Annotated in this window: 17 protein-coding genes; 3 read left to right on the plus strand and 14 right to left on the minus strand. The window is 56.3% G+C overall.

The features are described 5' to 3' along the window. Positions 1–927, minus strand: a complete 927-nt coding sequence (locus tag GOW56_RS04640; protein WP_171205122.1) for a carbohydrate ABC transporter permease — start codon at positions 925–927, stop codon at positions 1–3. A gap of 92 nt (positions 928–1019) precedes the next feature. Continuing rightward, positions 1020–2279 (minus strand): ABC transporter substrate-binding protein, encoded by a 1260-nt coding sequence (locus GOW56_RS04645; protein WP_152460266.1) that lies wholly within the window; start codon positions 2277–2279, stop codon positions 1020–1022. Between the two features lie 141 nt (positions 2280–2420). On the opposite strand from GOW56_RS04645, the gene GOW56_RS04650 reads away from it, so the two are divergent. From GOW56_RS04650 to GOW56_RS04660, 3 genes are all read left to right on the plus strand, one after another. Continuing rightward, positions 2421–3227, plus strand: coding sequence for an IclR family transcriptional regulator (locus GOW56_RS04650; RefSeq protein WP_171205123.1), 807 nt, complete (start codon positions 2421–2423; stop codon positions 3225–3227). Next, on the plus strand, positions 3224–4282 hold the full coding sequence (locus GOW56_RS04655) for an ABC transporter ATP-binding protein (RefSeq protein WP_171205124.1): 1059 nt from the start codon (positions 3224–3226) through the stop codon (positions 4280–4282). The genes GOW56_RS04650 and GOW56_RS04655 overlap by 4 nt, the downstream gene beginning before the upstream one ends. 318 nt (positions 4283–4600) lie before the next feature. Further along, complete coding sequence (locus tag GOW56_RS04660; RefSeq protein ID WP_171205125.1) at positions 4601–6814, plus strand: NADP-dependent isocitrate dehydrogenase; 2214 nt, start codon at positions 4601–4603, stop codon at positions 6812–6814. A 575-nt stretch (positions 6815–7389) separates the two neighbouring features. On the opposite strand, the gene GOW56_RS04670 is transcribed toward GOW56_RS04660, so the two are convergent. The 12 genes from GOW56_RS04670 to GOW56_RS04725 form a co-directional block, all read right to left on the minus strand. Beyond that, complete coding sequence (locus GOW56_RS04670) at positions 7390–8352, minus strand: glycosyltransferase family 2 protein (RefSeq protein WP_371807874.1); 963 nt, start codon at positions 8350–8352, stop codon at positions 7390–7392. 266 nt (positions 8353–8618) lie between these two features. Then, positions 8619–9728: a LysM peptidoglycan-binding domain-containing protein gene (locus GOW56_RS04675; RefSeq protein ID WP_152460270.1), complete on the minus strand. Its 1110-nt coding sequence runs from the start codon at positions 9726–9728 to the stop codon at positions 8619–8621. A gap of 44 nt (positions 9729–9772) precedes the next feature. Next, positions 9773–11035, minus strand: coding sequence for a transporter substrate-binding domain-containing protein (locus GOW56_RS04680; RefSeq protein ID WP_171205127.1), 1263 nt, complete (start codon positions 11033–11035; stop codon positions 9773–9775). A gap of 21 nt (positions 11036–11056) precedes the next feature. Beyond that, a complete protein-coding gene (locus GOW56_RS04685) occupies positions 11057–11839 on the minus strand; it encodes a PP2C family serine/threonine-protein phosphatase (protein WP_171205128.1) in 783 nt (260 codons plus the stop codon). Positions 11840–11842: 3 nt separating this feature from the next. Then, positions 11843–12880 (minus strand): FHA domain-containing protein, encoded by a 1038-nt coding sequence (locus tag GOW56_RS04690; protein WP_171169600.1) that lies wholly within the window; start codon positions 12878–12880, stop codon positions 11843–11845. Between the two features lie 201 nt (positions 12881–13081). Continuing rightward, on the minus strand, positions 13082–15268 hold the full coding sequence (locus GOW56_RS04695; protein ID WP_171205129.1) for a serine/threonine-protein kinase: 2187 nt from the start codon (positions 15266–15268) through the stop codon (positions 13082–13084). 341 nt (positions 15269–15609) lie between these two features. Beyond that, positions 15610–16896 carry a dynamin family protein gene (locus tag GOW56_RS04700; RefSeq protein WP_171205130.1) on the minus strand — a complete coding sequence of 429 codons (1287 nt, stop codon included), beginning with the start codon at positions 16894–16896 and terminating at the stop codon, positions 15610–15612. Then, on the minus strand, positions 16893–18935 hold the full coding sequence (locus GOW56_RS04705; RefSeq protein WP_171205131.1) for a dynamin family protein: 2043 nt from the start codon (positions 18933–18935) through the stop codon (positions 16893–16895). The genes GOW56_RS04700 and GOW56_RS04705 overlap by 4 nt, the downstream gene beginning before the upstream one ends. Positions 18936–19003: 68 nt before the next feature. Further along, positions 19004–19876: a hypothetical protein gene (locus tag GOW56_RS04710; RefSeq protein ID WP_171205132.1), complete on the minus strand. Its 873-nt coding sequence runs from the start codon at positions 19874–19876 to the stop codon at positions 19004–19006. Between the two features lie 23 nt (positions 19877–19899). Continuing rightward, a complete protein-coding gene (locus tag GOW56_RS04715) occupies positions 19900–20301 on the minus strand; it encodes a hypothetical protein (RefSeq protein WP_171205133.1) in 402 nt (133 codons plus the stop codon). Positions 20302–20353: 52 nt separating this feature from the next. Next, positions 20354–22105 carry a dynamin family protein gene (locus GOW56_RS04720; RefSeq protein WP_171205134.1) on the minus strand — a complete coding sequence of 584 codons (1752 nt, stop codon included), beginning with the start codon at positions 22103–22105 and terminating at the stop codon, positions 20354–20356. Positions 22106–22113: 8 nt separating this feature from the next. Continuing rightward, the gene (locus GOW56_RS04725) at positions 22114–24126 is read right to left on the minus strand and encodes a dynamin family protein (RefSeq protein ID WP_171205135.1); all 2013 of its coding nucleotides are present in this window, start codon (positions 24124–24126) and stop codon (positions 22114–22116) included. Positions 24127–24128 lie beyond the last annotated feature (2 nt).

Here is a 24128-nt window from a genome sequence, read left to right on the forward strand (position 1 = left end):
TCAGCGCCCCTTCTCTTCACGGTACATCGACCACAGGAAGTAGGCGATGAAGCACAACATGATCAGGAAAAGGATCACGGCGATGGCTGCGCCATAACCCATGCGGAAGCCATATTCGGACAGGGCGACCTCGAACATGTAATAGGCCAGCACGCGGGAGGATCCGAAAGGTCCGCCTTGTGTCATGATTGAGATCAGGTCGAAAGACCGTAATGCGCCGATGATGGTCACGACAAACGCGATAAAGGTTGCGGGCCGCAATTGTGGAATGATGATGTGCCAGAGCATCTTCCAACCCTTGGCCCCGTCCAGGCGTCCTGCTTCGATTTGTTCCGGGTCTACAGCGTTCAGGCCGGTCAGGTACAGGATCATGCAATAGGCGGTTTGTGGCCAGAGGCCGGCGAAGATGATGCCATAGGTCACGAAACGCTCATCGCCCAACACGTTTACCGGGCCGAGGCCGAAGAAGCCGAGGAATTCGTTCAGCAACCCGAAGGTCGGATCGTAGAACCAGGTGAACACCAGCCCCACCACGACCTGAGAAATCACGAAAGGAAAGAAAAACAGGGACTTATACAGGCGGATGCCCCAAACGGTCTGATTCAGGAACAGGGCGATGAACAAACCTGCCGGAATCGCAGCCAGGTAAAGGATCAGCCAGATCAGGTTGTTTTTCATCGAGATGTAGAAAGCATCCCGATCCACCCACTCCCAATAAAGGCCTTCGTAGTTACGAAAGCCGACGTATTCCGCAGCGCCCAGGCCGTCCCACTCGTAGAGTGACAGGTTGAAGGACTGGAATACCGGGATAATCACATAGACCAAAAAGAACAGCATCCCGGGGGCCAGAAACAGCCAGGGTGCGATGCGTTGTTGGTTGCGATGGAACCAGCTTTCCTGTTCTGAGGCGTCGGCAGCAACTGTCATGGGAAACTCGGGTCTGTTGGAGCAAGGCGGGTCGGAACCCGCCCTACGATTCAAAGGAGCGTGGGCCGGGCTTTGGCCCGACCCTTGCCTAGTCAGTTATCGTAAATACGCTCGCGCGCGCGTTCGAGCTTGGCCAGTATCCGGTCCAAGTTGTCGGGTTTGACCATGAATTCCTGGAAACCTTCCATGGACACTTTGGCCATTTCCGCAGGCGCGTCGCGGTCCCAGAACTGGGCTACCCCACCGGGGCTGTTGGACGAAAGCATTTCAAAGCCCTGTTGCAGGAACTTGTCGTCATCCACAGCGGATTGCGCGTTGACCGGCAATTGGCCGAGATTCGCGCCGTTGTTGATTTCGGTCTGTTCGTCAGCAGAGACCACGAAACGCAGGAATTCGCGCGCAGCTTCCTTGTTCGAAGCATTGGCCGGGATGTGGAACGTGTCGGTCGGAGCGTCTTCGGCCAGCTCAACATCGGGATTGATCGCGACGAACTGGTAGAAATCCAGCTGGTCATCTGTCAGGCCCGCGTCGCGCAACGGCGCCACTGCGAAGTTGCCCATCAGATAGGCTGCTGCCTCACCATTGACCATGAAGGGCAGGGCTTCCTGCCAGCTATACGTCTGGTGATTGTCGATGAAGGCGCCCATGTCGATCAACTGTTTCCAGTTGGCGAAAGTCTGTTTTACCCGGTCATCTTCCCAGCTGACTTCGCCGTTGGCGAGTTGCTGGTGGAAGTCGAAACCATTGGTCCGCATGTTCAGATAATCAAACCAGCCACCGGCGGTCCAAAGGAACTTGGTGCCAATAGTATAGCAGGCCCGTCCGGAATCGACGATTTTCTGGCAGTTGGACAGTTCTTCTTCCCAAGTGGTCGGCTCGCTCAAACCCAGTTCATCAAAGATATCTTTGCGATAGTAGACACCCCACTGATAGTAGGTATAGGGCACGCCCCATTGCTTGCCGTCGATTGTCAAAGCGCCCTTGGTCGAAGCGAGGTTGTCGGCGATTTCGGGCTCGGCCCACAAATCTGAAACATCCTCGAACAGACCCGCCTCGACATATGGTTTCATACGGTTGGCCGCGTACCACGTGGCCACATCCGGTGTGTCAGCTGTCAGGAAATTTCGAATCTGCGTCTTGTACGCCTCGCGGTCGATAACGGTTGTTTCGATTTCCAACCCCGGATGCTGTGCCCCAAAACGCTCGATCATCGCCTCCATCGTCGCGCGTGGCGCCGGGTTCGATGTGTCCAGAAAAATCCGCAGATCTCCGGTGAGTTCCGCAGCAGCTGGCGCCGCCATCGCGACACCAAGCGCCAGCGCAGCCGTCGTGCGCTTGAAAGTTGAATACATGGTTTCCTCCCTGTTGGTCTCCTGCAAAGTTCCAAATAATGAAACCTTGTTTTATATATTGAAAACTACACATCGACTCGGTTACTGTTGTCAAGACCCTCGTGAGGATGGCGAGGGATAATCGGAGGAGAATGATGGCCCGTGTCAGGTGACGGAACTATAGGCAAAGCATGTGATGTGCTGGATCATGTAGCGTCGTTCGAGCGCCCAGTTCGATTCGCTGAACTTTTGGAAAACAGCGATTTTCCAAAGGCGACCCTGTACCGATTTCTGCAATCCCTGACCAACCAGGGAATGCTGTCTTATGACCGCGACAGGCAGACCTATGCGCCCGGGATGCGGTTGGTTCGGTTGGCCCATGCGGCATGGACGCAAAGCTCATTGGCCCCGATAGCGCGGCCTTTTCTGGATGCCCTCAGCCAAGAAACCGGTGAAACCGTGCACCTGGCGCAACTTGATTCCAGTCAGGTTCTTTACGTCGACAAACGCAACGCCGCACAACCGATCGAGATGTACTCTCAGGCTGGAAAAGTTGGCCCGGCCTACTGCACGGGGGTCGGCAAGGCGATGCTGGCCTTCTTGGACGAAGATGCGCTGAACAGGGCGGTGTCGCAGCAAAGCTATCACCGCTTCACCGACAAAACTCTGACATCCGAAAAGATGTTGCGGGCTGATCTTGACAGAATTCGCAGCCGGGGATTTGCCGTCGATGATGAAGAGCACGAGCTTGGCATCATTTGCATCGCCTGCCCAGTTCTGACGTCGAACGGGCGGATGCTTGGGGCGATTTCGATAACCGGGTCCACCGAACGAATGGATTTCGATCAACTCGAAGCCTGGGTGCCGCGCCTGCGGCGTGTGGCTGAACAAATCGGAACCGAGGCACAAGCCTGGCGGTTTCCCGAAACAGGCCCAGGTTCGAAAAACGACAGGATGCTAATGACATGACAGGTGTAACTCTGAATCGGGCAATCAAACGGTACGGTCAGACACAGGTCATTCATGGGATCGACCTGCAAATCGAAGATGGCGAGTTCTGCGTTTTTGTTGGGCCTTCAGGGTGCGGAAAATCCACGTTGTTGCGGATGATTGCCGGGCTGGAAGAAACCTCGGAAGGTGAGATTCACATCGGATCTCGCGAGGTGACACATATGGACCCGGCCAAGCGCGGCGTGGCCATGGTGTTCCAGACCTATGCGCTCTACCCGCATATGTCAGTGGCCGAAAATATGGGATTTGGCCTGCGCATGAACGGTGTCCCAAAAGCCGAGATCGACCAGAAGGTGCAGGAGGCTTCGAGCATTCTGAAGCTTGATCCCTATCTCAAGCGCAAACCCAAGGCCCTGTCGGGCGGGCAACGGCAAAGGGTTGCAATCGGGCGGGCGATTGTACGCGGGCCCGAGGTTTTTCTGTTCGACGAACCCCTGTCCAACCTGGACGCCGAATTGCGTGTCGAGATGCGCGTCGAAATCGCGCGTCTGCATCAGGAAATCGGCGCAACCATGATCTATGTGACCCATGATCAGGTTGAAGCCATGACGATGGCTGACAAGATTGTCGTACTGCGCGATGGCCGGATTGAACAGGTCGGCGCCCCGATGGATCTGTACCGTGACCCCGACAACCGGTTTGTTGCAGGTTTCATCGGTTCGCCTGCGATGAACTTTCTCGATTGCGATTATGCCGACGGCCATGTCACCCATCCCGCTTTGGGCCAGCCATTGCCGATCTCGGCAACTGTTCCTGCAGGAACGGACAAGGTGACGTTGGGGATGCGCCCCGAACATATCCACATCGACCGGTCTGCGGACACCTGCACAGTGGATCTGACCGAAGCGCTTGGGGGTGTTTCCTACTCCTATCTGCTGACGCCAAATGGTGACAAACTGATTGTGGAAGAGCGGGATGACCAGCGCAGCAAAACCGGCGACCGGATTGGCATATCAATTCAACCCGACCGTGCCATGGTATTTGATCCCGTGACAGGACAAAGGTTTCGATAATCCTTGGCCGCAACCCGAAGAACTTCGCGGGACCAGCCGTGCAGCATCATGGAAAACATGTGGCGTGACCTGAAGGGAAACGCCAAAGACAGGCGGGCGAAACGTTGAGCTGATGACATCAAAGGCCATCCACGCCCAGCCCGTGGCAAAACGCGCGGGCACAGATGATTGATTCCCAGCCCAACGTGATTTAAGGGAGGCCCTGTCAAATCAGAGTCACCCAGGGGCGGTATCATGATCGCGCCCCTCCCGCGCCACGCATATGTGGCTTCAACTCTTGGATCGCACGCCCCGAAAGGCTTAAAAAGGTAAAAGAATATGGCAGATAAATCGAACTTCGACATATTGTATACCATTGTAGACGAAGCGCCCGAACTGGCCAGCGCCTCGTTCCTGCCCATCATTCGCAAGTTCGCTTCGGCTGCTGGCGTCAGCGTGGGCACCAAGGACATTTCACTGGCCGGGCGCATTCTGGCAGCCTTCCCCGAGAACCTGACGGATGAGCAGCGTGTCTCGGACGATCTGGCCGCATTGGGTGAACTGGTAAAGACCCCGGATGCTAATGTGATCAAGCTGCCGAACATATCGGCCTCGGTTCCGCAATTGGTGGCCGCCATAGAAGAGTTGCAATCGCAAGGTTATGATATCCCTGCATACCCGGAAGAACCCTCGACCGACGAAGAAAAGGCGATCCGCGCGCGTTATGATGCCATAAAGGGTTCGGCCGTGAACCCGGTTCTGCGAGAAGGTAACAGTGACCGCCGCGCAGCCCGGGCAGTCAAAAACTATGCCCGGAAAAACCCGCATTCCATGGGTGAATGGGCCTCGGACAGCAAAACCAAAGTCTCGTCCATGTCTGGCAACGATTTCTACGCCAATGAGAAATCGGCGACCATCCCCGCTGCCCAGGCGGGTGATGCAAGGATCGAGTTTGTCGATAAAGACGGCAGTGTGACTGTTCTGAAGGATGCGTGGCCGTTGGAGGAAGGCACGGTGACTGATGCGACTTTCATGTCGGTCAAAGCTCTGTCGTCGTTCCTGGCAGAGGCCATCGAGGACACCAAGAAAGACGGCACAATGTTCTCGCTGCACCTGAAAGCCACGATGATGAAGGTCTCTGACCCGATCATTTTTGGCTATGCGGTCAAGGCCTGGCTGGCGCCAGTTTTTGAAAAATTCGGTGCGGAACTGGATGCGCTGGGTGTGAATCCGAACTCGGGTCTTGGCGACTTGCTTGAGCGGGTTCAAGACAATGCCGAGATCGTCGCCGCAATAAATGCGATCAAGGCTGATCGTCCATCCATGTACATGGTGGATAGCGACAAGGGCATCACCAACCTGCACGTGCCTTCCGACGTGATCATTGATGCTTCGATGCCAGCGGTGATCCGCGCGGGCGGCAAGGGTTGGGATGAAACCGGTGCCAAGGGCGATACCAATTGCGTCATCCCCGACCGGTGCTATGCAACTGTTTATGATGAAAGCATCAAGTTCTTCAAAGCCAATGGTGCATTGAATCCGGCCACTGCCGGTGCGGTCGCAAACGTTGGCCTTATGGCGCAGAAGGCCGAGGAGTACGGCAGCCACCCGACCACCTTCGAGGCACCCGCCGACGGCACGATCCGCATCGTTCTGGCCAATGGCGAGACCCTGCATTCGCACGAGGTCGAAAAGGGCGACATCTGGCGGGCCTGCACCGTCAAGAAGGCGCCGATCGAGAACTGGATCCAGTTGGCGATGGACCGTCAGCGCCTGACCGGATCCGAGGCGATCTTCTGGCTGGACGCGAACCGCGCGCATGACGCCGAGCTGATCAAATACGTTCAACCGGCGCTCGAGGCTGCGGGCGTGGCCGACAAGTTCCAGATCATGGCCCCGCGCGAGGCAACCCGTCAGACGCTGGAAACTATCACCGCCGGAAAGGACAGCATCGCCATCACCGGCAACGTGCTGCGTGACTATCTGACCGACCTGTTCCCGATCCTCGAACTGGGCACCTCGGCCAAGATGCTGTCGATCGTCAAGCTGATGAATGGTGGTGGCCTGTTCGAAACCGGGGCAGGGGGCTCGGCGCCGAAACACGTGCAGCAACTGGTCGAGGAAAACCATCTGCGCTGGGATTCGATGGGTGAATTCTGCGCGCTTGGGGAATCCCTGAACTTCCTGGCCGACGCCAAAGGAAACGCGAAGGCAGGTGTTCTTGGCGCTGCGGCAGAGGCGGCAACTCAGGGCATTCTGGACAACAACCGGTCGCCAAGTCGAAAAGTTGGCGAACCGGACAATCGCGACAGCCACTACTGGTTCGCGCGCTATTGGGCCGAAGCCTTGGCTGCCCAATCTGACGATGCCGATCTGGCAGCTGAAATGGCACCACTTGCAAAAGCGCTGGCAGACAAAGAAGAGCAGATCTTGTCGGAACTGGCCGCAGTCCAAGGACCGTCGGTGGATTTGGGCGGATACTATCACACTGACCCGGTCAAAACCGCCGCTGTGATGCGCCCCAGCGCTACGCTGAACGCAATCATCGGCTGATTGCCGTCGAACAGGCGGGCGAGTTTCGTCCGACATCAAGACACGAAGGGACCGCCTTTGCGCGGTCCTTTTCATGGAACGCGGGATTGCCAAAAGACCCGCCCCGAACCTTGCGCCTGACGATCTGTTGCTTGCTGTTGCTGCGCCGTTAAAACCTACCTTGTCAGGTTCTATGAACGGCTTGCGCAAAGTGTGCCCGGGAAGCATCTGCGCATCACTTTGGATTTCAGCGCTTGGCCGTCCGCTCGCCAGGCGCAAATTTCGATCGCTTTCCCGAAACTGCGAACAGGGCGGTCAGCAAGGATCGAAAGATCCTGATTTTTGGAAAAAATTTAAGATTTACGGGATTCCCCCAATAGCGCCGATTTTCAGTCCGCGTTAGGTATTTGGGGACAAAGAATTTCACTGGTGAGGCCTTAGGGCTATATCACTCACTCAGAAAAATGGCCAGCATTTGGGGTGCTGGCCATTTGCGTATCTGGTTCGCCAAATCCTTGAATAATCCAGCGTGTTCAGGCGCTTACGCGCGAACAGGCCGCCCTTTTGCCCGGCAGGAAACTGGGGGATGGTTTTGATCAGCCAAATCGACGGGTTTGAGCCTCGACAAGCGATGGCTTTATTTGGTCAACGCCTGACGCCGCGACACCTTTGTGCTGCAAATATGACAGACGACGTGCTTCCCTCCGGGCAAGAGCCAGAGATTCCAGAATCAAGGCACAGACGATGGACAGCATTGTCGCAACAAAACCGGATACTGCGACGACGACAGACGGGATTCTATCGACAAGCCCTGTTTCCAAAAATTCCCGGAATACGGATACAAACACAAAGAGCGAAGGTAAAAACATCAACACGGCCAATGACAGGAAAAACGCAACGGGCTTTTCATCCTTGATCAACAAGCCGATCATTTTGAGAATCCGCCACCCGTCAGAAAACGTCGCCAGCTTGGAGTTCGAATCTGGCAGGCGTGACGAGTATCTTGTTTGAACCTCACCGATTGGCATGCGCATCTGCATCGCATGAACTGTGAGCTCTGTTTCAATCTCGAACCCGTTTGATACCGCGGGGAAGCTTTTGACAAAGCGTCTGCTGAAAACGCGGTAACCCGAAAGCAGGTCGTTGATTTTGCTGTTGAAGAAGAATTTCACAAGCCAACTGAACAACGCGTTGCCAAATTTGTGGCCGCGTCGATAGGCTTCGGTTTCTTCATTCACACGGGCGCCGTTGACCATATCCAGATTCTGCGAAACGAGCAGGTCAATCAATTCCGGCGCCGCTGCGCTATCATAGGTCGCATCCCCGTCAGCCATAACGTAGACATCCGCATCAACGTCGGCAAACATTCGACGGACCACGTTGCCTTTGCCCTGGTATGTTTCGGAATAGACTAGGGCGCCTGCCTCAAGCGCGACCTTGACGGAGTCGTCGGTGGAATTGTTGTCATATACGTAAATCGTTGCGTCGGGCAGGGCCGCACGGAATTGCCGAACGGTTTCACCTATGGCAACGGCCTCGTTGTAGCAGGGCAAGATCACTGCAACGTCCAAATCCGATCTGGTCGCGGACGACGGTGAGTTATTCTGAATATTGAAGGCGCCCTGTATCATATGCAAATCACGCTCTTTCATTGGCATCAATTGAATGATGATCGTGCTTGGGGTTAGAAGGTGCTGCGCATTTGAGGCTGTTATGAAGCAGATAAGAGGCCAAAATTTGTCATTCTGAAAAACCTCGTGTTTAACGCTGACAAAAAAGGGGCCGATTGAAGAACCGGCCCCAAAGTTTCAGCTGAACCGAGGGATCAGTTCGACGCTGCCATCAGTTTTTCGTTGTGCTCGCGCAGCGTGTCGGAGACGATCGCATACCATTCCCCGGTTTCGCGCATCTCGTTCAGGCCTTTGTTCAACATCGCCAGGTATTGCTTGCCGAACGGATTGCTGCGGTGGCTGATAAAGCGCAGCGAGGAAAGCGAGGTCACGTACGGGTTCTCAACCAGGTCGTTCTGGTTCAGTCCCATTTCAACCATTGTGTCCGAAAACAGCTGAACTTCAAAAGTTGCAACATCTGCGGTGCCGGTAAGGACCGCGTCCAGGCATTCACGTGCGGTGATCGGCTGCATCAGCGTAATGGTTTCACCATTGTGCAGACCTTCCTGTTCCAGATCATGGATGAACCAGCCATCCATACGGCAGATGGTGGCGCCCTTCAGTTCTTCAAAGGTTGTCGCATTCGCATATTGGCTTTCCGGAATGGTGTAGAACCCGACGACAATGTCGTAGACCGGAACAGATGAATCGAACTGTGTGCAGCGCACCTCGGTTTCCCAGGACCATTCGTAAGTGCGGTTGGTGCAATCCGGCATGTTCCACGCCATGGACACGTCAAAGGCGCCAAGAGGCAGAAGGGTTTCCAGGTGCGAGTTCCAGTCATCCACGAAGCTTACGGAATAGTCGCGCGCGTTGCCGCCGCGCTGCAAAGCCGTGGTGCCCAGACGGGTGATTGCTCCGCCACCGTTCAGCGATTCATCTGCGAAAGGTGCCCAGCCATTGCCGGTCACCAGCTTGATCGGCGGCTGGTAGACGCTCGAACGTTTGACGCTGGCTGCACGTTGTTCTTCAGCTGCGATGATTTCCTGCGCGCTCTGACCATTGGGCAGGCTGCCGTCTTCACAGGGAAGGGCCAGAACCAGACCTGGCTCCAGAGCGTTGGGGTTGGTGATTTCGTTCCGGTTCGCGTTGAAGATCGGCTGATAGTTCGACGTACCGTAAGCTGCGATTGCAATGGTCGCCATGGTGTCGCCGTCTTGGACGGTATAGTTGGTACAAGCTTCCTGCGCCGCAGCAGCGCCCGCACTCAGCGCGGTGATAGCGGTTGCTGAAAGCGCTACCTTCTTTATCTTCTCGTTAAACATGTCCACTTCCTCCAGACTTTAGTTTGTCAGGCCAGATCGGGGCCTTATCCATTTTCCATTTGATGACGCAGGGCGGTTGACACGATGTCGCGCCATTCGCCTGATTGCTGCATGATTGCCAGACCCTGATTCAGCGTCTCAAGGATCGCTTCCCCATCAGGATTATCTTTGTGGGTCATGACGTTAAGCGACTTGATGGCCGCAAGGTTGGGGTTTTCGATAATCCGGTGCTTGTACCCAAGCCGTTCAATTGCCTCGGCTGCCAGATGTGCTTCGATGGCGACGATATCTGCGGTGCCTTCCATCAGAGCGTGAAAGCAATCATCCGGTGACGTTGGGCGCAAAAGTTTGATGACCGGTTCGTACAGGCTTACCGCGTCCATGTGAGACAGGGACCAACCCTCCGGCCGGCAGATCGTTGCACCGGCAAAGTCGGCATAGGTCAATGTCTCCTCATAGCCGGAACCTTCCCGGGCGAAGAACGTATCCACAACCTCGTAGAACGGGTTTGAGAAATTGTAGGTCTCGCACCGGTTGCGATCATCTTCCGACAGCGCAACGGCCTCTTCGCAATTGGGGCGCGACCAGGGGAAGGTGGCGTCAAATGCAAGCGTCGGCATCAAGAGGTCCAGATGGGATGACCAGTCATTGACGAACTGAATCTTGTAGGCCTGTTCGGGAGCGGCACGAAACATCGCTGTCTCAACCAGATGGGTATAGAGCCCCCGATTGGGCAGAGATTCATCGGTGAACGGAGCGTAGTTCCCACCGGTGATCAACAGCAATTGACGATCCCGAATCTCGGGCCGTTCACCCGTTCCGGCATTCCGGATCAAAGCGGCAGCTTCGGCGCGGGCGGCTTCGATCTCTTCTTTGGCAGCAGCCCGTGCTGCAACGACCGCCTCTTCACTTGCTTTCTTTGCCTCGGCTTCCGCTGCGGCAACACGTGCTTCTGCTTCGGCCACAGCTTTTTCAGCGCGTTCTTCTGCGGCTTTTACCAGTTCAGCCGCCATTTCCGCAGCCAGCCGCTCTGCCTCGGTATCAGCCAGCACCGGAGCGCGCCCGACATCTTCCAGACAGGGCAGCTCCAGAACGTCGCCGACGCGGATAATATTGGGGTTGGAACCGATAACATCCCGGTTCGCGTCGAAAATGATGCGAAAGTCTTCCGTCGCATACACTTCGATTGCCAATTCCCGTAAGCTATCGCCGCGTTGAATTTCATAACTTGAACACGCCTCTTGCGCGGATGCTGCACCCGTGGCGGCAGCAAGGGCAAGGCTTGATATAAGTAAGTGCTTTTTCATGGGTCCTGTTGCTTTGCCTGTTTAGGTTCTTGTAAGTTTCGCCACTGCGATAGAAAGATTGTCCTGATCCGGGTCACCCCTGGCCTGCACGGCCCTCAGCAATGCTTCGGCAATGTCTTGTGCCAGCCCCTGTTGATGATCCCGCAGAATGGCCTGAATTTCGGTGTCGCTGATATACTGCAACCCATCACTCCCAAGGATCAGGACATCGGCGGGCGACACGATCAATGGATCTTCCGGGCAATCCACTTTGGGAATGGCCCCGCCCGTAACCACGGACGTCAATTGATTGCGGTCCATTTCCCGGGCCACCGCTTCGGTGATCTCGCCAGAAGCCACTTTCGACGCAATCACGGGTGCCATCGAGTGGTCTTCGTTGACCTGCGTCAACGCTCCATCTCGAAACAGGTAAAGAGGGCTGTCGCCGATCGAAATCCAGAACACACGCCGCCCCAGAAGAAGGACACCCAACATGGTCGATCCCATGTTGAACCCTTGGCCCCGGGCCTCGGTGTAGTTGGCGATCGCGGCATTGGCTTGCATGGCGGCCAACGGAAGCGCATCTATCGCGGATCCTTCGTTCAGTGTTTCTGCCTCAAGTTCTGGGTCCAGCGCGTCGCGCCATGCGGCCACAATCATTTCTGAAGCTATTTCACCCGCCTCATGGCCACCCATACCGTCCGCAATCACAACATAACCCGCGTCCGACGCGTCAAACATGCGGGCCGCAATCGCGTCTTCCTGCGTTTCCCGCTGACCCTGGTTCAGGATCAGCGCAACATCATATGCCGGAGTTGCCAGCATCAATCAGGAATCCCGCCAATCAAAGCCGTCGTCACAGAAGGCCATGAACCGGATCGAGGTTTCGCTGATGCGGATCAGGTCTCCGCTGGACAGGGCCACGGTACTGAGAACAGGTTTGCCATTTAGACGTACAAGATTGGCCTTGCCGCCATGGCCCAAGTAACACTTCCGGTCTTCGGGGTCATAGGCGATGACTGCATGGTTCGAGCGCGAAATGCCGGTATCGCCAAAATCCAACTGAATGGCCTGGTCATCGTTGCGTCCGATTTGCATCAGGCCTTCGGTGAGCGTAATGCTTGAACCTCGTCCCGGACCGGCTGTTACTACCAGCCAGCCCACCGGGAATGTCTCTTGCGCCGCTTCTGCTTTCGCTACGGGTTCGGAGGATTCGATCAAGTCCTGAACATGCGTATCGGCGCGCTCAAATCCCAGAAATGTCGTCTTGACCCGTGAACGGCGATCCTCGACCGGGGCGGGGGCTGGTGCAACCTGCTCAATCACCGGCTCAGGGGTCTCTTCGACCTGCTTCGTTTCTAGGGCCGGAGCTTCGGCAACCTCAACCTCGCCGACTTCTGGCTCGGTAGGTTCGGACACGACCTCGGCCGTTGCTTCCTCTGGCGAAGTCTCGGCGGGTGTTTCCGTCACATGCAGGGTGACAACCTGCTCGACCTCAACCAGTTCTTCGACATGCTCTTCCACCAGAACGTTTTTCGGAGCGTCGTCCTCTTCCAAGTTGTCTTCTTCCGAACTGTCTTCGGCGAAGATCGACTCCTCGGCTTCGGTCACTGCCTCCGGCTCGGCCTCGTCGAACTCGGGCATCTTTTCTTCGGGGATCAGTTCATCCGTTTCCTCATAGGATTCGGATGTCATGTTTCCACCGGCCAGGGCGGCGCGCAAAGCGTTGAAATCCGCAATGGGTTCCTGCTTTTCTTCTTCGCTTGCGGCGCCGTCTACTGCGGCCGGTTTCTCGGCAACGTCTTCTTCTTTGGATTTGCCGGCACCTTCGAGAAGCCGGCTCAGAGGGCTTTTGTATTTGAACATGGTGTCGACACCTTCAAGTTAGTGACGCAGATAAGCCGCGTCGTAAGCTGCTACTGTTCCCTGCACGTCAGCGCAGAGCCACTCAATGGATACCCATGGGAACTGGTACATTCTGCGGCGGGCCGGTTCCCGCCAGGGTGGCAAACCTTGATACCACCCTCAGCAAACACACACTGGCAGATCACTTTTGAACCGGTCAGATTACTCCTGTGCAAGCTGCATGATTGCGGCCGTCTCGGCCCCATTGCGCAACACTGTCAGATTTGCCTCAGGCTGCTCGCTTGAAACGAGTGCGGCCAGCATCTCATCAAGGCTTTCCGAGCCGTCAAATGTGATGCCGGAATGGCTTTCATTCAGCAGGACATCGTCTTTTTGCAGGCTTCCTGCCGCGTCAGCCGGAACTGCGTTCACCGTGGTTTGCCATCCGCTATTGCCTTCGGCGCTAACGGTAAAGGTGTAACCATTTTCCAAACCAACGGATCGTATGGCGGGAAGGGCCAACAGACCATTTTGCGCCCGGGTCTGACCCAGCGGGCGATAGCGGGCAGCAACCCTTGTGTACCCATCGGCGTCAACCTTCAGGTTATCCAGAACCTGCGCCGCAAAAGGAACATCCTGACGGACTGGGCTGCCATTCAGGGTATAGATGACAGCGCCACGCTGTACCCAATCGCCGATCACGCTCATGTCCTGATTGGCGTCCACCCCCGTAACTGCAATGGTGGCTCCGGTCGAGCCGCGGCGGCGGGATGTCTGGAAGGGGATATCGACATCCCAATGCGCAAACGCCACCTGCTGTTCCGCCGGAACACCGGCGTTGGCAATTGCATCAGTTGCAGGTGTCTCGATCTCAGACACTGCTGCAATATCAGTCGCTTCTTCCGACTGTGCCGGAACTTCGGAACGTTCAGTGTCTGCGGAGGCTGTTTCTGTGGCAGCTGGCTCCGCAGGTACTGGTTGTGCCTGCTCGACAGGCTCTTCCGGCTTGGGTTCGGGTGCGATGGCCACTTCGGGTTCTGGATCGGTGGCCTCTGTGACAGAAGGATCTGTGACGGGCGCCTCTGTCTCGGCGGATTGTATGTCTGCCGCGGGCTGCGCGACCGGTGTTTCTGCCTGGTCTTCCGTCTTGTCGCCGGACATCACAAAGAAACCACCCGCGGCCAACGCAACTGCAACAACAGCCGCGCCTGCAATCAGCTTGCCGCTGCCGCCGGACCCGCTCTGAACCACTGTATCGACAGCGACCGGGGTTTCCTCTTTCTTAGAGATTTTGGTAAGATCGACATCTTTTTTGTCTTCGTTGCCAAGAACGATGTCCGAGTTTCCGGCCAGCAGGGCCGTAACTACGGCTTCGGCGTTCTCGCTTTCGGCCTTGATCCGGGCCTTTTCTTCCTCTTTATCTTTGCGATCCATTCCGACAATCACGGACACGGGCCGATAGGCGAATGTGTCGAACATGACGCCGGGGCCGCGGAACATGCGCAACCAATCCAATGCAGATTGAAGACGATCCGTGGCGTGAACTTCCATCGCCTTGTCAATCGCCTCGAGGAACCCGTCTGGGTATCCTTCGAAACGACCGGTCAATGGCGTGTAGGGGTCATCCTGCCCGTTGTTGAACGCGTTCAGGCGGCTCTGGCCGTCGATGGGGCGTTCACCGCTGATTGCGTGATAAAGCGTGGCGGCCAGAACATATAGGTCGCTGCTGGGCCCTTGATCCGCGCCCCGCACATAGAATTCGTGCGGAGAGTATCCATCCTTGATGACGCGCAGGGTCAGCAATGCTGCCGATTTGTTCGCCGCTTGCTCGCGTGCGGCGCCAAAATCGATCAGGACGGGGTCTCCGTTCTCATCAATCAGAATGTTGTCTGGCGAAATGTCCCGATGCAACATGCCGCTCTGGTGAATGAAAGAAACCGCGGACAACATTTTTTCGGTGACCTGAACGATGAAATCAGGGCCGCCGTCATTTTCCGGGTTTTCCACGTAATCCAGCAGGTCGCACCCACGGATGAGGTCCATTGCGATATATGCGGTGTCATTGTCTTCGAACACCTGATGCACATCTACGATATTGGGATGTACCAGACGCGCATGATTGCGTGCCTCCTGAATAAAGAGGTCAATGATCGAGCGCAGGTCGTCCTTGAAGGACGGGTCGTTTGGTTCGACCAGATCACCGTTGCGGCGGCACAGCGCTCCGGGGAAGCACTCTTTGATCACGACGTCGCGCTCCAGGCTGTCGCGCGCCAGGTAAGTGATCCCAAACCCGCCGTTGCTGAGATAGCGGAGGATTTCATACTGCCCGCGCAACAGCTTTGCGCCTGGCTGCAATCCTTCAATTTTCGGTTCGTCGTGCGTCGCGCCGACAGCCTGGTTGTGGCTCATTTCAATCCGCCCGTTCTATTCATTTTGCGGCTTAGAAAAACCGGGCCGACAGCCCACGAACTCACAACCAAAAACAACCGCAGGACACTTGAGAACGGTTAGACGTTTCAAATTTGACTTTATTGGGGCCGCCTGATGGCTTCACTATGGATCGTTTTTCGCATGATGGCATATGTTGTGCCTAATGGTATATTCGGATCTATATATTGACAATGAGTATGGGCTGATTGAAAACTTAAACCCGAAATCAAGCGTGTTGGTCCACGAATTCGAAACAATAAAGGGCCGATTCCTCGGCCCTTCGAATCGCTGCAATGCAGCTCAATCTTGACGGGAAAGCGTCAGGTTCCGGTTTTCGGTTGCGCCGCTGCGACCGTGCTGCCAGCCCAGGCAAGGTTGTCGCCCAGCTGCGCCAGAATGCTGATTGCGTCCTTCAATGGTGCGTCCCCGCTTTCGAATTGCAGCAACAAAAGCAAATCTGTCGCCTTTTCAAATTCTGCGGGAATCCAATCAGCTTCGGGGTCGATTTCGCCACCTTGTTCCAGCCGTTCCGCAAAATCTTCGACGATCTCCTGACAGCTGCTCAGAAACGCGGCCGGTTCGATGTCAGAGGTTTCACGTAGATCTTCATAGATGCTTGCTATTGCGGCCAGCCAGTCCTCGAGAATGGGGTTGTTCAACGGGGGCAGGGCAGACCCAAGCGTTGACTGCATCGATGTGGTGTCATTCGAAACAGGCTCTGGCTCTGCGCCCTTCAGCGCCTCAAGATAGGGCAGGAAGTCCTGCTGCAAATCTTTCCGCGCAGCCTCGAGATCGCCACGGCGCCGGTCGGATGCCGCTTCCAGCACGTGTTCCGCAAGGTTCTGCCCGCCGCAGGTTTCCCAAAGCGCAAAGTCGGGCTCGGGCTCTTGCGCCATGGCACGCACGGCGACCGGCGTACCAATTGGGACAACGGCGCGGAACATTCCTTCTTTTTCTTTGTTCAGGCGCGCAAGGACGCGGTCCAGGGCACCCTGCACAGGTGGCAGATCGGCATGTGTTACGGCAAGCAGGCTGTTGGCCCTCAGTTCGGGGGGTACCTGAGACCACAAGTGGCGCTCGGTCTCGCGCCAGGCATTGGTTCCATTTGTGCACCAGATGGCACAATCGACGAATTTCAGCAGATCCAAAGTCGGCTTGTAGGTATCATCCAGAGCACCCGAGCCCGGAAGATCAAACAGTGATATTTCCTTGAGAGCCGGTGTATTGATGCCGACCGATATGAAATCGGGCTGTTCCTCGGCCGCTTTTTCCAGCACTATGCCGGAATAGGTCTTTGGTTCTCTGTTCCACCAACCGACAGTCGTTTCGGGCGCATCCGCGTAGGCGACGATCACCAGCGGCAATTTCAGATGCTGCGGGCCGGTTGGCAGAATGTCCGCGCCAGCCAGCATGTTCGCCAGACTTGACTTGCCTGCGCCGAATTCCCCGGCGAAACCGATATTGACCGCGTTTGACAGACGTTCAGCGTGGGACAGAGCCCGCGCACGCATATCCTCCAACGCCTCGTCAGGCGTCAGGTTTTCAGTTGCGGTCAGGAAGCGCTCCAATTGGCGTACTTCCTTTTCAGTTCCGGGAAATTCAATCATTCCGCAGCCTCTGCTTGTCTTTCATCCGCATCGGGTGTTCCAAAAACCGTCTCCAGCTCAGCTGCAATGCGACGCGCTTTGTCGAATGCACCTTGCGCTTCCGCCTGGGCGTTCAGCTCTCCTGAGTTGGAACGGTGTTCGAGATGACCGGCCAGAAGGGCCATATAGTGGTCCAGAACCGTATTCAGCCGTTCCAACAGATCGTCGCGGGTCGTGTCGATCAGGTCATCCCCGATCAGCTCGAATTCCTGCACGATCAGCCGTTCTGCACGCGCCACAACGCTGTTGCGCGAGATCAGACGCGACAGCCAGTTTACACGCAATTCAACGGTAATGCCACGGGTCAGGGCGGTGGTGTCAGGCCGGAACCAACGTACAGCACTGGTGTTCATGCGATTGTCGACCGGTTCTTGCCATCCCGGCAATGCCCGCAAGGCGGCATTGCAATGCATGTCGATCGCGTAAAGCTCGCTGAGCATGCGCTGCCGAACAACTTGCGACGCCCCTTGTACCAGTTCACGCATACGCTCGCGCAATGGCGTAAAATTGAGCTCGGTCTCTCCGCCTTTTGCCAGCAAAGGCGACTGGCCGTCCGGCCCGCGCACAACGATAGCCACCGATTCCGAGACAGTGTCATCCATGACCCCGCGCAGATTCGACAGGACATCATCCATGTCACGCGTGATCTCCTGCGTTTTTTCAGCAATCAGCTTGCGTAGGTCGCCAAGTGTCTTGTCGCTTTCATCGGCATTTCGAACATCCGAGCCGTCTTCATCTTGCAGCGCCCGCAAACGAACCTGAGAGCGCTCAAGCTCCCCGCGTGCGAAGCTGTCGAGATGTTGCCAGGCCATCCGCAACTGTTCGTTGATCGGTCCGTCCGTCAAAGCCTGAGTGACATGACGACGCAGATCGGGCAGGCCCGACGCGATCATTGCGGCAAAGCGCAGAACCGCTTCGCGGCTGATCGGTCCCGGGCCTTGTTTGATCTCGGCCACACCGTTGAGGTATTGCTGCATCTGTTCCGGGTGAGCGCGCAGCCATGCCAGAACGTGGTCGTGGTTCACTCCGGTTTCATCGCCGGTCAGAGCATAATGCGCCCATTGCGCACTGCCCATCAGGACATCGATGTTCGAGTTGCCGAGCGCCTTTTCCAACCCGTCCAGTACATCCAGACGAACCTTGGCCGCGTCTTCGGCGCCGCCGCCCAATTCGTCCACACGGTTGATGAAGACGACGATCTGCCCAAGTTCCAGCGCTTGCATCAACCGGAACAATTTCAGATCCGCGCGCGACAATGCCTGATGCGCGGACAGAACCACCACAAAGAAATCGGATTCCTTCAGATACTGTCGTGAAATTTCTTCGCGGATCAGCAGGGGGTCATTCACGCCGGGCGTGTCGGTGACCGTCAGCGGAAACGGAAAATGGCCCAGGTCAAAATAGACCTCGGCCTTGCGGGTGATGTCGCTGTAAAGCCCGCGATCACTGCCCGGATCCAAAGCCCCGTCTTCGGACGGATCATCCCCGGCACAGACATATCTGGCGAGGTCATCTGACGTCAGTTCGTCCAGATCGTGCTGTTGCCCCAGCAGTTGTTCATAGCTGTCACCCAGACGTCGACGCGCCCGGACCTTCATGGCCTCGACCTGTTCTTCGATCATCTCGCGCTTATAGCTGTCCTCGTCATCGGGAAACATGTTGCGCAGTTCTTCACCTTCGGCGATCAGCGATTGCCATTGGTAATTGTCGAAGAAATGGAATTCGGCACCTTGGGTCCTGCCGGACGGGTGCCCGAAATGCATATCGGTGATAACAGTTGTCCAGGGGTTTACATCCGAAGGCAAATACTCGGCCTGACCGGTGAAGCCGTTGATCAGACGCGATTTTCCAGCCTTGATTTGCCCGACAAACGCAATTGACGGTTTCAGATTGCTAAGATCACCAATGATGCGCGAAATGAACTGGCGCGTTTCATCATTGGTTGCCCCGTTCATTTCTTCTGCTATGCGAATAAGTTCGCGGCGATTTGTTTCACTCATTACTCATTACCCTGGTTACAATAAAAAACAGATTGAAGTAGTCGAAAATTTGAATTCAACGGAGGCAATCATTTTTCGTCCTCCTGCAAAGAGGTCCACAGGTTGACGACCGCCCCCAGTTTGCGGGCTTCGTGGATGGCGACCGCGATCTGACCACCGTCACTCAAAACGGCCAGACCGGCCCCTTTCCCGCCCGATGGCCGCATGACAATCAACTGCGGGTCTTCACTCTCTTGCTGAGAGTCACCATCCCAGCCGGCAAGATCAGCCACAAAACGGGCCAGCGTGTCCTGGTCGGGATGCATCGGCTCAGATGGCTTGCAAACGCCTTCCAAAAGGGGTGCGGCTTCGTCCGAACTGTCCACAAACACACGACCCGAAGCGAAGCGGCTCGACGCTTCAAAAAAACGTTGGGCAAGTGTTTCCGCTGCATCGGGTGTTGCCTCGGCGGGCAGAGAGTCATCAACAGGTTTCTCAGCACTCGGGACGACGGAAACAATTGGCTCGGACGGAAGCTCGATGGCGGCGCAGGCTTTCTCGATTTCGCTGAAGGTGATACCTACCTCATCCACTTCAAGCGCTGTGTCCGGTCTGCCCGACGTCAACTCAAGCGGAGCAGGCGATGCGGAGATCTCCGACACCAATCCAGCCAGCTTATTAATCAATTCGGCGCGTGATTCCGTTTCAAAGTCCGGAATCTCACCTGCCGGTACCTTGAAAACATCGGTGATCCGGGAGCTGTTCACCTCGATTGCCAGACAATCCCCGTTTGTGGCAGTAAATTCCAACCGGCGCGGCAATACTGTGCCACGGATTGCCCGCAATACCGCTGAACGGCGCGCGGTCGCTGTTTCTCCTGCGATCCTCACGGTCGGAGACAGCCGTGCGACCGAGGTCCGCCTGATATCTTCAAGCAGGTCGAGAATGTCCGTGTCCATCATGCCGTGACCCCCTCTGGTCCCGTTCAAACCGTAGCCGCAACCGGCCCCAGACTGAGATGTGATTTGGTAAGCGCCAGTCCGACATTCGCACTGTTGCGACAGATATAGCAGACCACATGATCAGGATATTCCTTGGTCCGCAGAAAGATGTTTAGCCTGTCCTTGGAAAAAACGGCGACTTCCCCAAAGCCAGCGTTTTCTTCGTCTGCACTGCCAGCCTGACGCAAGAGCGCTTCAAAGGCTGCAACTCCGCGCCCCTGAAACAGATTGGCCACAGCCACCGCCAAAACATCCAACGAATCCGCGCAGTCGGGATCTGAAACAGAGCTGCCCAAAAGCATCCCTGTCTCCATGTCGATATACCCGGCTGCTATACAGTCGGGTATCGTTTCCATGGCGGAGTTCAGTGCGGTTTGAATAGACATCTAATCCATTGTTTTCATTTATGAGTTTCTCACTAGCTCGATTCGGATACCCTTACAACACATGCCATTCAGCGCCGCTATTTTCTTTGGCTTTCGGAATGGATCGAAGTGCCTCTTTGGTTTGCCTTTCGTTGTGTTCAATGGCGATCTGATCAAACTCGGCCAGAAAGGCCTTGAATACATTCTTCAGCCCTTCTGCATCTTGCGGCAGGTCTTCATTTCTCGAAACCTCCTGCCACATATCCGACGCGCTGAGAGGCGATCCGACCGCAACTTCGGGCAGGCCACTCAGCGTGGCAACGCTTCTTTCAACTGCGTCAACCTGTTCGGTGGTGGCCGCTTCGATCAAACCGCTGGTTTCGGGTTCCGGCTCATACTCATCCGCAGTGTTGCCGGTTTGCGCGGCCATCAATGCCGTAATCGAGGATACAGAAACTTCTATGCCGCGATCTTCAGCCAAATCGGCATGCTCGGATTCCTCTTCTTCGCCATCCGGCACGATCGGGGTCTCTTGCATCGAAGTGTTCAGCGAGGCAAGCACATCATCGGAATTGTCAACAGCCGCAAGAGGCGCGGGGCTGATTTCAGCATCATCCAGAGCGCCCGTGTCGTCATCCAATGCGTCCTCCAGATTGGCGTCAACGGACAGATCGAATTCGTCTTCGTCATCCTCAAGGCCCGCGACATTCGTCAATTCCAGCGGGTCGTTCGAGGTGTCCTTGAAAAAGGAACGCAGATCATCGCTTGTGTCGGGTTCAACGGGCAGCGGAACCGGCTCTGCCGTCATCTCTGCGCGCAGCCGTTCAGCCTCTTCCGCATCGATCCGAACCCGCTCGGCCTCATCCGAGCGCCGCTCGACCCGGGCAGGCCGTACCGGAAAGCTGGTTACAACTGTAGCGCCTTCAGCGTTCGATTGCCCGGCGGCCTCCAAGGGGTTCACCAACCTCAAGGGTGTGGCTTCGTCTTTGGCTGTCGGCTCGCTTGATGAACGGGCAGGGCGCAATGGTTTGACTTTGGGTGCGTCGGCCTGGCTCTTGTCGATCTGGTATCGAGCCAGCTGATCGGCGCGGTTGTCCATAATCTGTTCTGTGATCTCCAGGAAACTGTCGATCATCTTGCCTCCGCCGCTGCGCGACCACATCTCGGCATCGCCTGTCTTGTCACGGGCAGTGATTGCGTCGCGGGCCGAGAACAGAATGGACCGATTGAACAGGTGACCAGCTTCGCGGTTAACGCGGCGCAGTACTTTTTGACGGTCTTTGAGGCTCAGGGCATCTGCCCGCGTCACCAAAAGCAAAGAGTTGTGTTGCAACCTCTCGGGTAGGGAAACCCATGTCGCGCGTTCGGTTTCGCGCCAGGCTTGTGTCGCGTGGGTACACCACAAAACGCCGTTTGCCTGACCCACCGCGCGTTGCCACACATCCGTCGAGATCTTGGGGTCCGAAATGCCGGGTGTGTCGATCAGGTCGACAGCCTCCAGAATATCGGCCTCAAGGAAGATGCGGATGAACTGTGCGTCATTGACGCCAACGGTTTCAAGCTGATCCAGCTCGATCAGTTCAGTGCTTCCGTCATGGCGTTTGATATAGGGCGCTTGATTGCCCCAGCTAAACCAGACCGGTGGCAACTGGGTTGCCGTCACCTGCGTCGGCAAGGTCTGCGTTCGCAGCAAAAAGTTCATCAACGTGGATTTACCGGCGCTGAACTCGCCCATCAGGGCGAAAACCGGTTTGCGACGGGACCACTGCTCGATGCGTTCCCATGCCTTCGGAGAAACAAAGCGTGTTTGTGTATCTTTTGCCATTTTTTTACTTATGCCGCTTCGTTGCTTAGATCTTTCAGTATGTCACCCAGAATCTCGTCCTTGGATTTCTGTGGCTGCAAGCCCGCCATCGCCGCCGCAGTCTGACCCGGGTTCTTGTCGGCAGAAGACGAGATGCTCAGCAGTGTTTCCTTCTGCTCGCGCAGGAAATCCGTCAGGATCGCACGGACGTTTTCCAGAACCGCCGCGATCTGGTTTTCCTCGATATCCTTGGTGATCGAGTTTGCCTCGGACGCGATCAACCGCGTGTAATCCGCCGCATATGCCTCAAACCCCTTTCGGCGTTGCCACCAACGTCGCCACCAGGTGCTTTGCAAGTCCAGTGCGATCGTCCGGCCGATGCCGAGAGGCGGCGGAACACGGGGAACAATGGGCGCTTCGATGCTGAATTCGCCCAGATGGTTGCCGAGTATCTTATGATAAAGCGCTTCGACGTCCGCAGCAGCGGTTGCGTACAACGCCCCTGCATCCTTTCGCATGGCGCGGGCGAAACTGAAATAGGCAGCCTTTTGCAACGTCCGCAAACCCGCGGGATCGTATTGCCATGTGCCTTGTTCGCCATTTTTTTCAAGATGCGCGATCAGAGAGTCCGTTGCGCGTTTGACGAAATTGTCCTCGGCTGACTTCAGACGCTCCAACACTTTGTCGCGCAGCGCATTTGTCAACTGGGCGGCTTTCTTTTCGTATTCGGCTGAAACCGTGTTTATCGCCTCTTCGGGCGATACGCCGTCGAGATCCCGTGCAACGCCTTCGCAATCGGACAGATTCTTGGCAACCGCGGTCGCGCGGATCTGACTGGCAATGTTACGCGCCCGATGGCGGACGCGGTCCATCAGGCGCGCTCCGGCACCTTCTGCAATGCGCTCATTCATGGCCAGCAGCAGATCGGGCAGACCGGACAGCGCCCAGATTTTGTCGAGCGAGGCCGCCTGATCACCGAAGCCGGCGGCCAGGTAGAACGTGTTCAAAGCCTGGCGCGACTCTTCTGTCAGAATATCCGGGTTCCCGGTCAACGCCGCTTCGGCCCATAATGCGCTGCCAAACACGACGCTGGTATTCGTGTCGATATTGTTTTGTTTCAGCGTGTCCTGAATGCGGTCACGGATCTCTGGAACCTGGTTCACGGGATCGGACAGCTCGTCGATCCGGTTGACGAACAGGATGATCTGCCGGTTCTCGAACTGCGCGATAATGCGCATCAGAGCCATGTCCATGGTCGTCAGGGCTTGGCTTGCCGCCAACACCACAACGCAGACTTCGGATCCGCGCAGGCTGCGCAGAGTGATTTGTTCACGCACCATGAACGTATCGTTCACACCGGGTGTGTCGCACACTTTCAGCGCGATGGGGTATTGCGGAATGTCCATATACAGCTCGGCTGATTTGGTAACATCAGCAAACCGGCCCGTTTTTGGATCAATATCGGGATCATCTTCATCGCCCAGGCAGACATAGCGCTGAATCAGTTCCTCATCGAAATGATCATACTGATGACTTTGGCCCAGGATCAGGTCGAAATGTTTGCCAAGACGTTCCTCTGACTTGGCCTTCATCTCGGCGATCTGGCGGCGGATGTCTTCCATCTCGTCATCTGCGCCGGCGCGATTGGCCAATTCACCGAGACGACCGCCGCCGACCATCAGGTTGTCCCATTCTTCCTGCTCGAAAAACGTGAACTTGGCCTTTGTATCACCGGGCGGGCGCGTGTTGATGTTCAGGGTCGTAACCACCGACGTCCACGGGTTGACGTCTGACGGAAGCAGGCCAGGGCGCCCGGCAAGAATATTGACGATCGAGGATTTTCCGGCCTTGACCTGGCCCACCATCGTGACGCTGGCGGTAAAATTTTCCATCCGGGTCTTGAGGGTCGCCAGCCGTGCCGAGGAGCGCGCATCAGCCACCTCAGTCAGTTGATCAATCTGAGCCGTCAGTGAAGCCATGGTCGCCGTCATCGGTGCCAGTGCTTCGTTGCCTACAGACAAAAGGTGATCGTTGCGCGCCATAC

Origin of the sequence: Ruegeria sp. HKCCA0235A, assembly GCF_013033235.1 — a bacterium.
Classification (GTDB): Bacteria; Pseudomonadota; Alphaproteobacteria; order Rhodobacterales; family Rhodobacteraceae; genus Ruegeria.

Excerpts from the sequence above, each read along its gene's own strand:
- GOW56_RS04640 (WP_171205122.1), bottom strand. The coding sequence starts at position 927 with ATGACAGTTGCTGCCGACGCCTCAGAACAGGAAAGCTGGTTCCATCGC.
- GOW56_RS04645 (WP_152460266.1), bottom strand. The coding sequence starts at position 2,279 with ATGTATTCAACTTTCAAGCGCACGACGGCTGCGCTGGCGCTTGGTGTC.
- GOW56_RS04655 (WP_171205124.1), top strand. The coding sequence starts at position 3,224 with ATGACAGGTGTAACTCTGAATCGGGCAATCAAACGGTACGGTCAGACA.
- GOW56_RS04660 (WP_171205125.1), top strand. The coding sequence starts at position 4,601 with ATGGCAGATAAATCGAACTTCGACATATTGTATACCATTGTAGACGAA.
- GOW56_RS04675 (WP_152460270.1), bottom strand. The coding sequence starts at position 9,728 with ATGTTTAACGAGAAGATAAAGAAGGTAGCGCTTTCAGCAACCGCTATC.
- GOW56_RS04680 (WP_171205127.1), bottom strand. The coding sequence starts at position 11,035 with ATGAAAAAGCACTTACTTATATCAAGCCTTGCCCTTGCTGCCGCCACG.
- GOW56_RS04685 (WP_171205128.1), bottom strand. The coding sequence starts at position 11,839 with ATGCTGGCAACTCCGGCATATGATGTTGCGCTGATCCTGAACCAGGGT.
- GOW56_RS04690 (WP_171169600.1), bottom strand. The coding sequence starts at position 12,880 with ATGTTCAAATACAAAAGCCCTCTGAGCCGGCTTCTCGAAGGTGCCGGC.
- GOW56_RS04695 (WP_171205129.1), bottom strand. The coding sequence starts at position 15,268 with ATGAGCCACAACCAGGCTGTCGGCGCGACGCACGACGAACCGAAAATT.
- GOW56_RS04700 (WP_171205130.1), bottom strand. The coding sequence starts at position 16,896 with ATGATTGAATTTCCCGGAACTGAAAAGGAAGTACGCCAATTGGAGCGC.
- GOW56_RS04705 (WP_171205131.1), bottom strand. The coding sequence starts at position 18,935 with ATGAGTGAAACAAATCGCCGCGAACTTATTCGCATAGCAGAAGAAATG.
- GOW56_RS04710 (WP_171205132.1), bottom strand. The coding sequence starts at position 19,876 with ATGATGGACACGGACATTCTCGACCTGCTTGAAGATATCAGGCGGACC.
- GOW56_RS04715 (WP_171205133.1), bottom strand. The coding sequence starts at position 20,301 with ATGTCTATTCAAACCGCACTGAACTCCGCCATGGAAACGATACCCGAC.
- GOW56_RS04720 (WP_171205134.1), bottom strand. The coding sequence starts at position 22,105 with ATGGCAAAAGATACACAAACACGCTTTGTTTCTCCGAAGGCATGGGAA.
- GOW56_RS04725 (WP_171205135.1), bottom strand. The coding sequence starts at position 24,126 with ATGGCGCGCAACGATCACCTTTTGTCTGTAGGCAACGAAGCACTGGCA.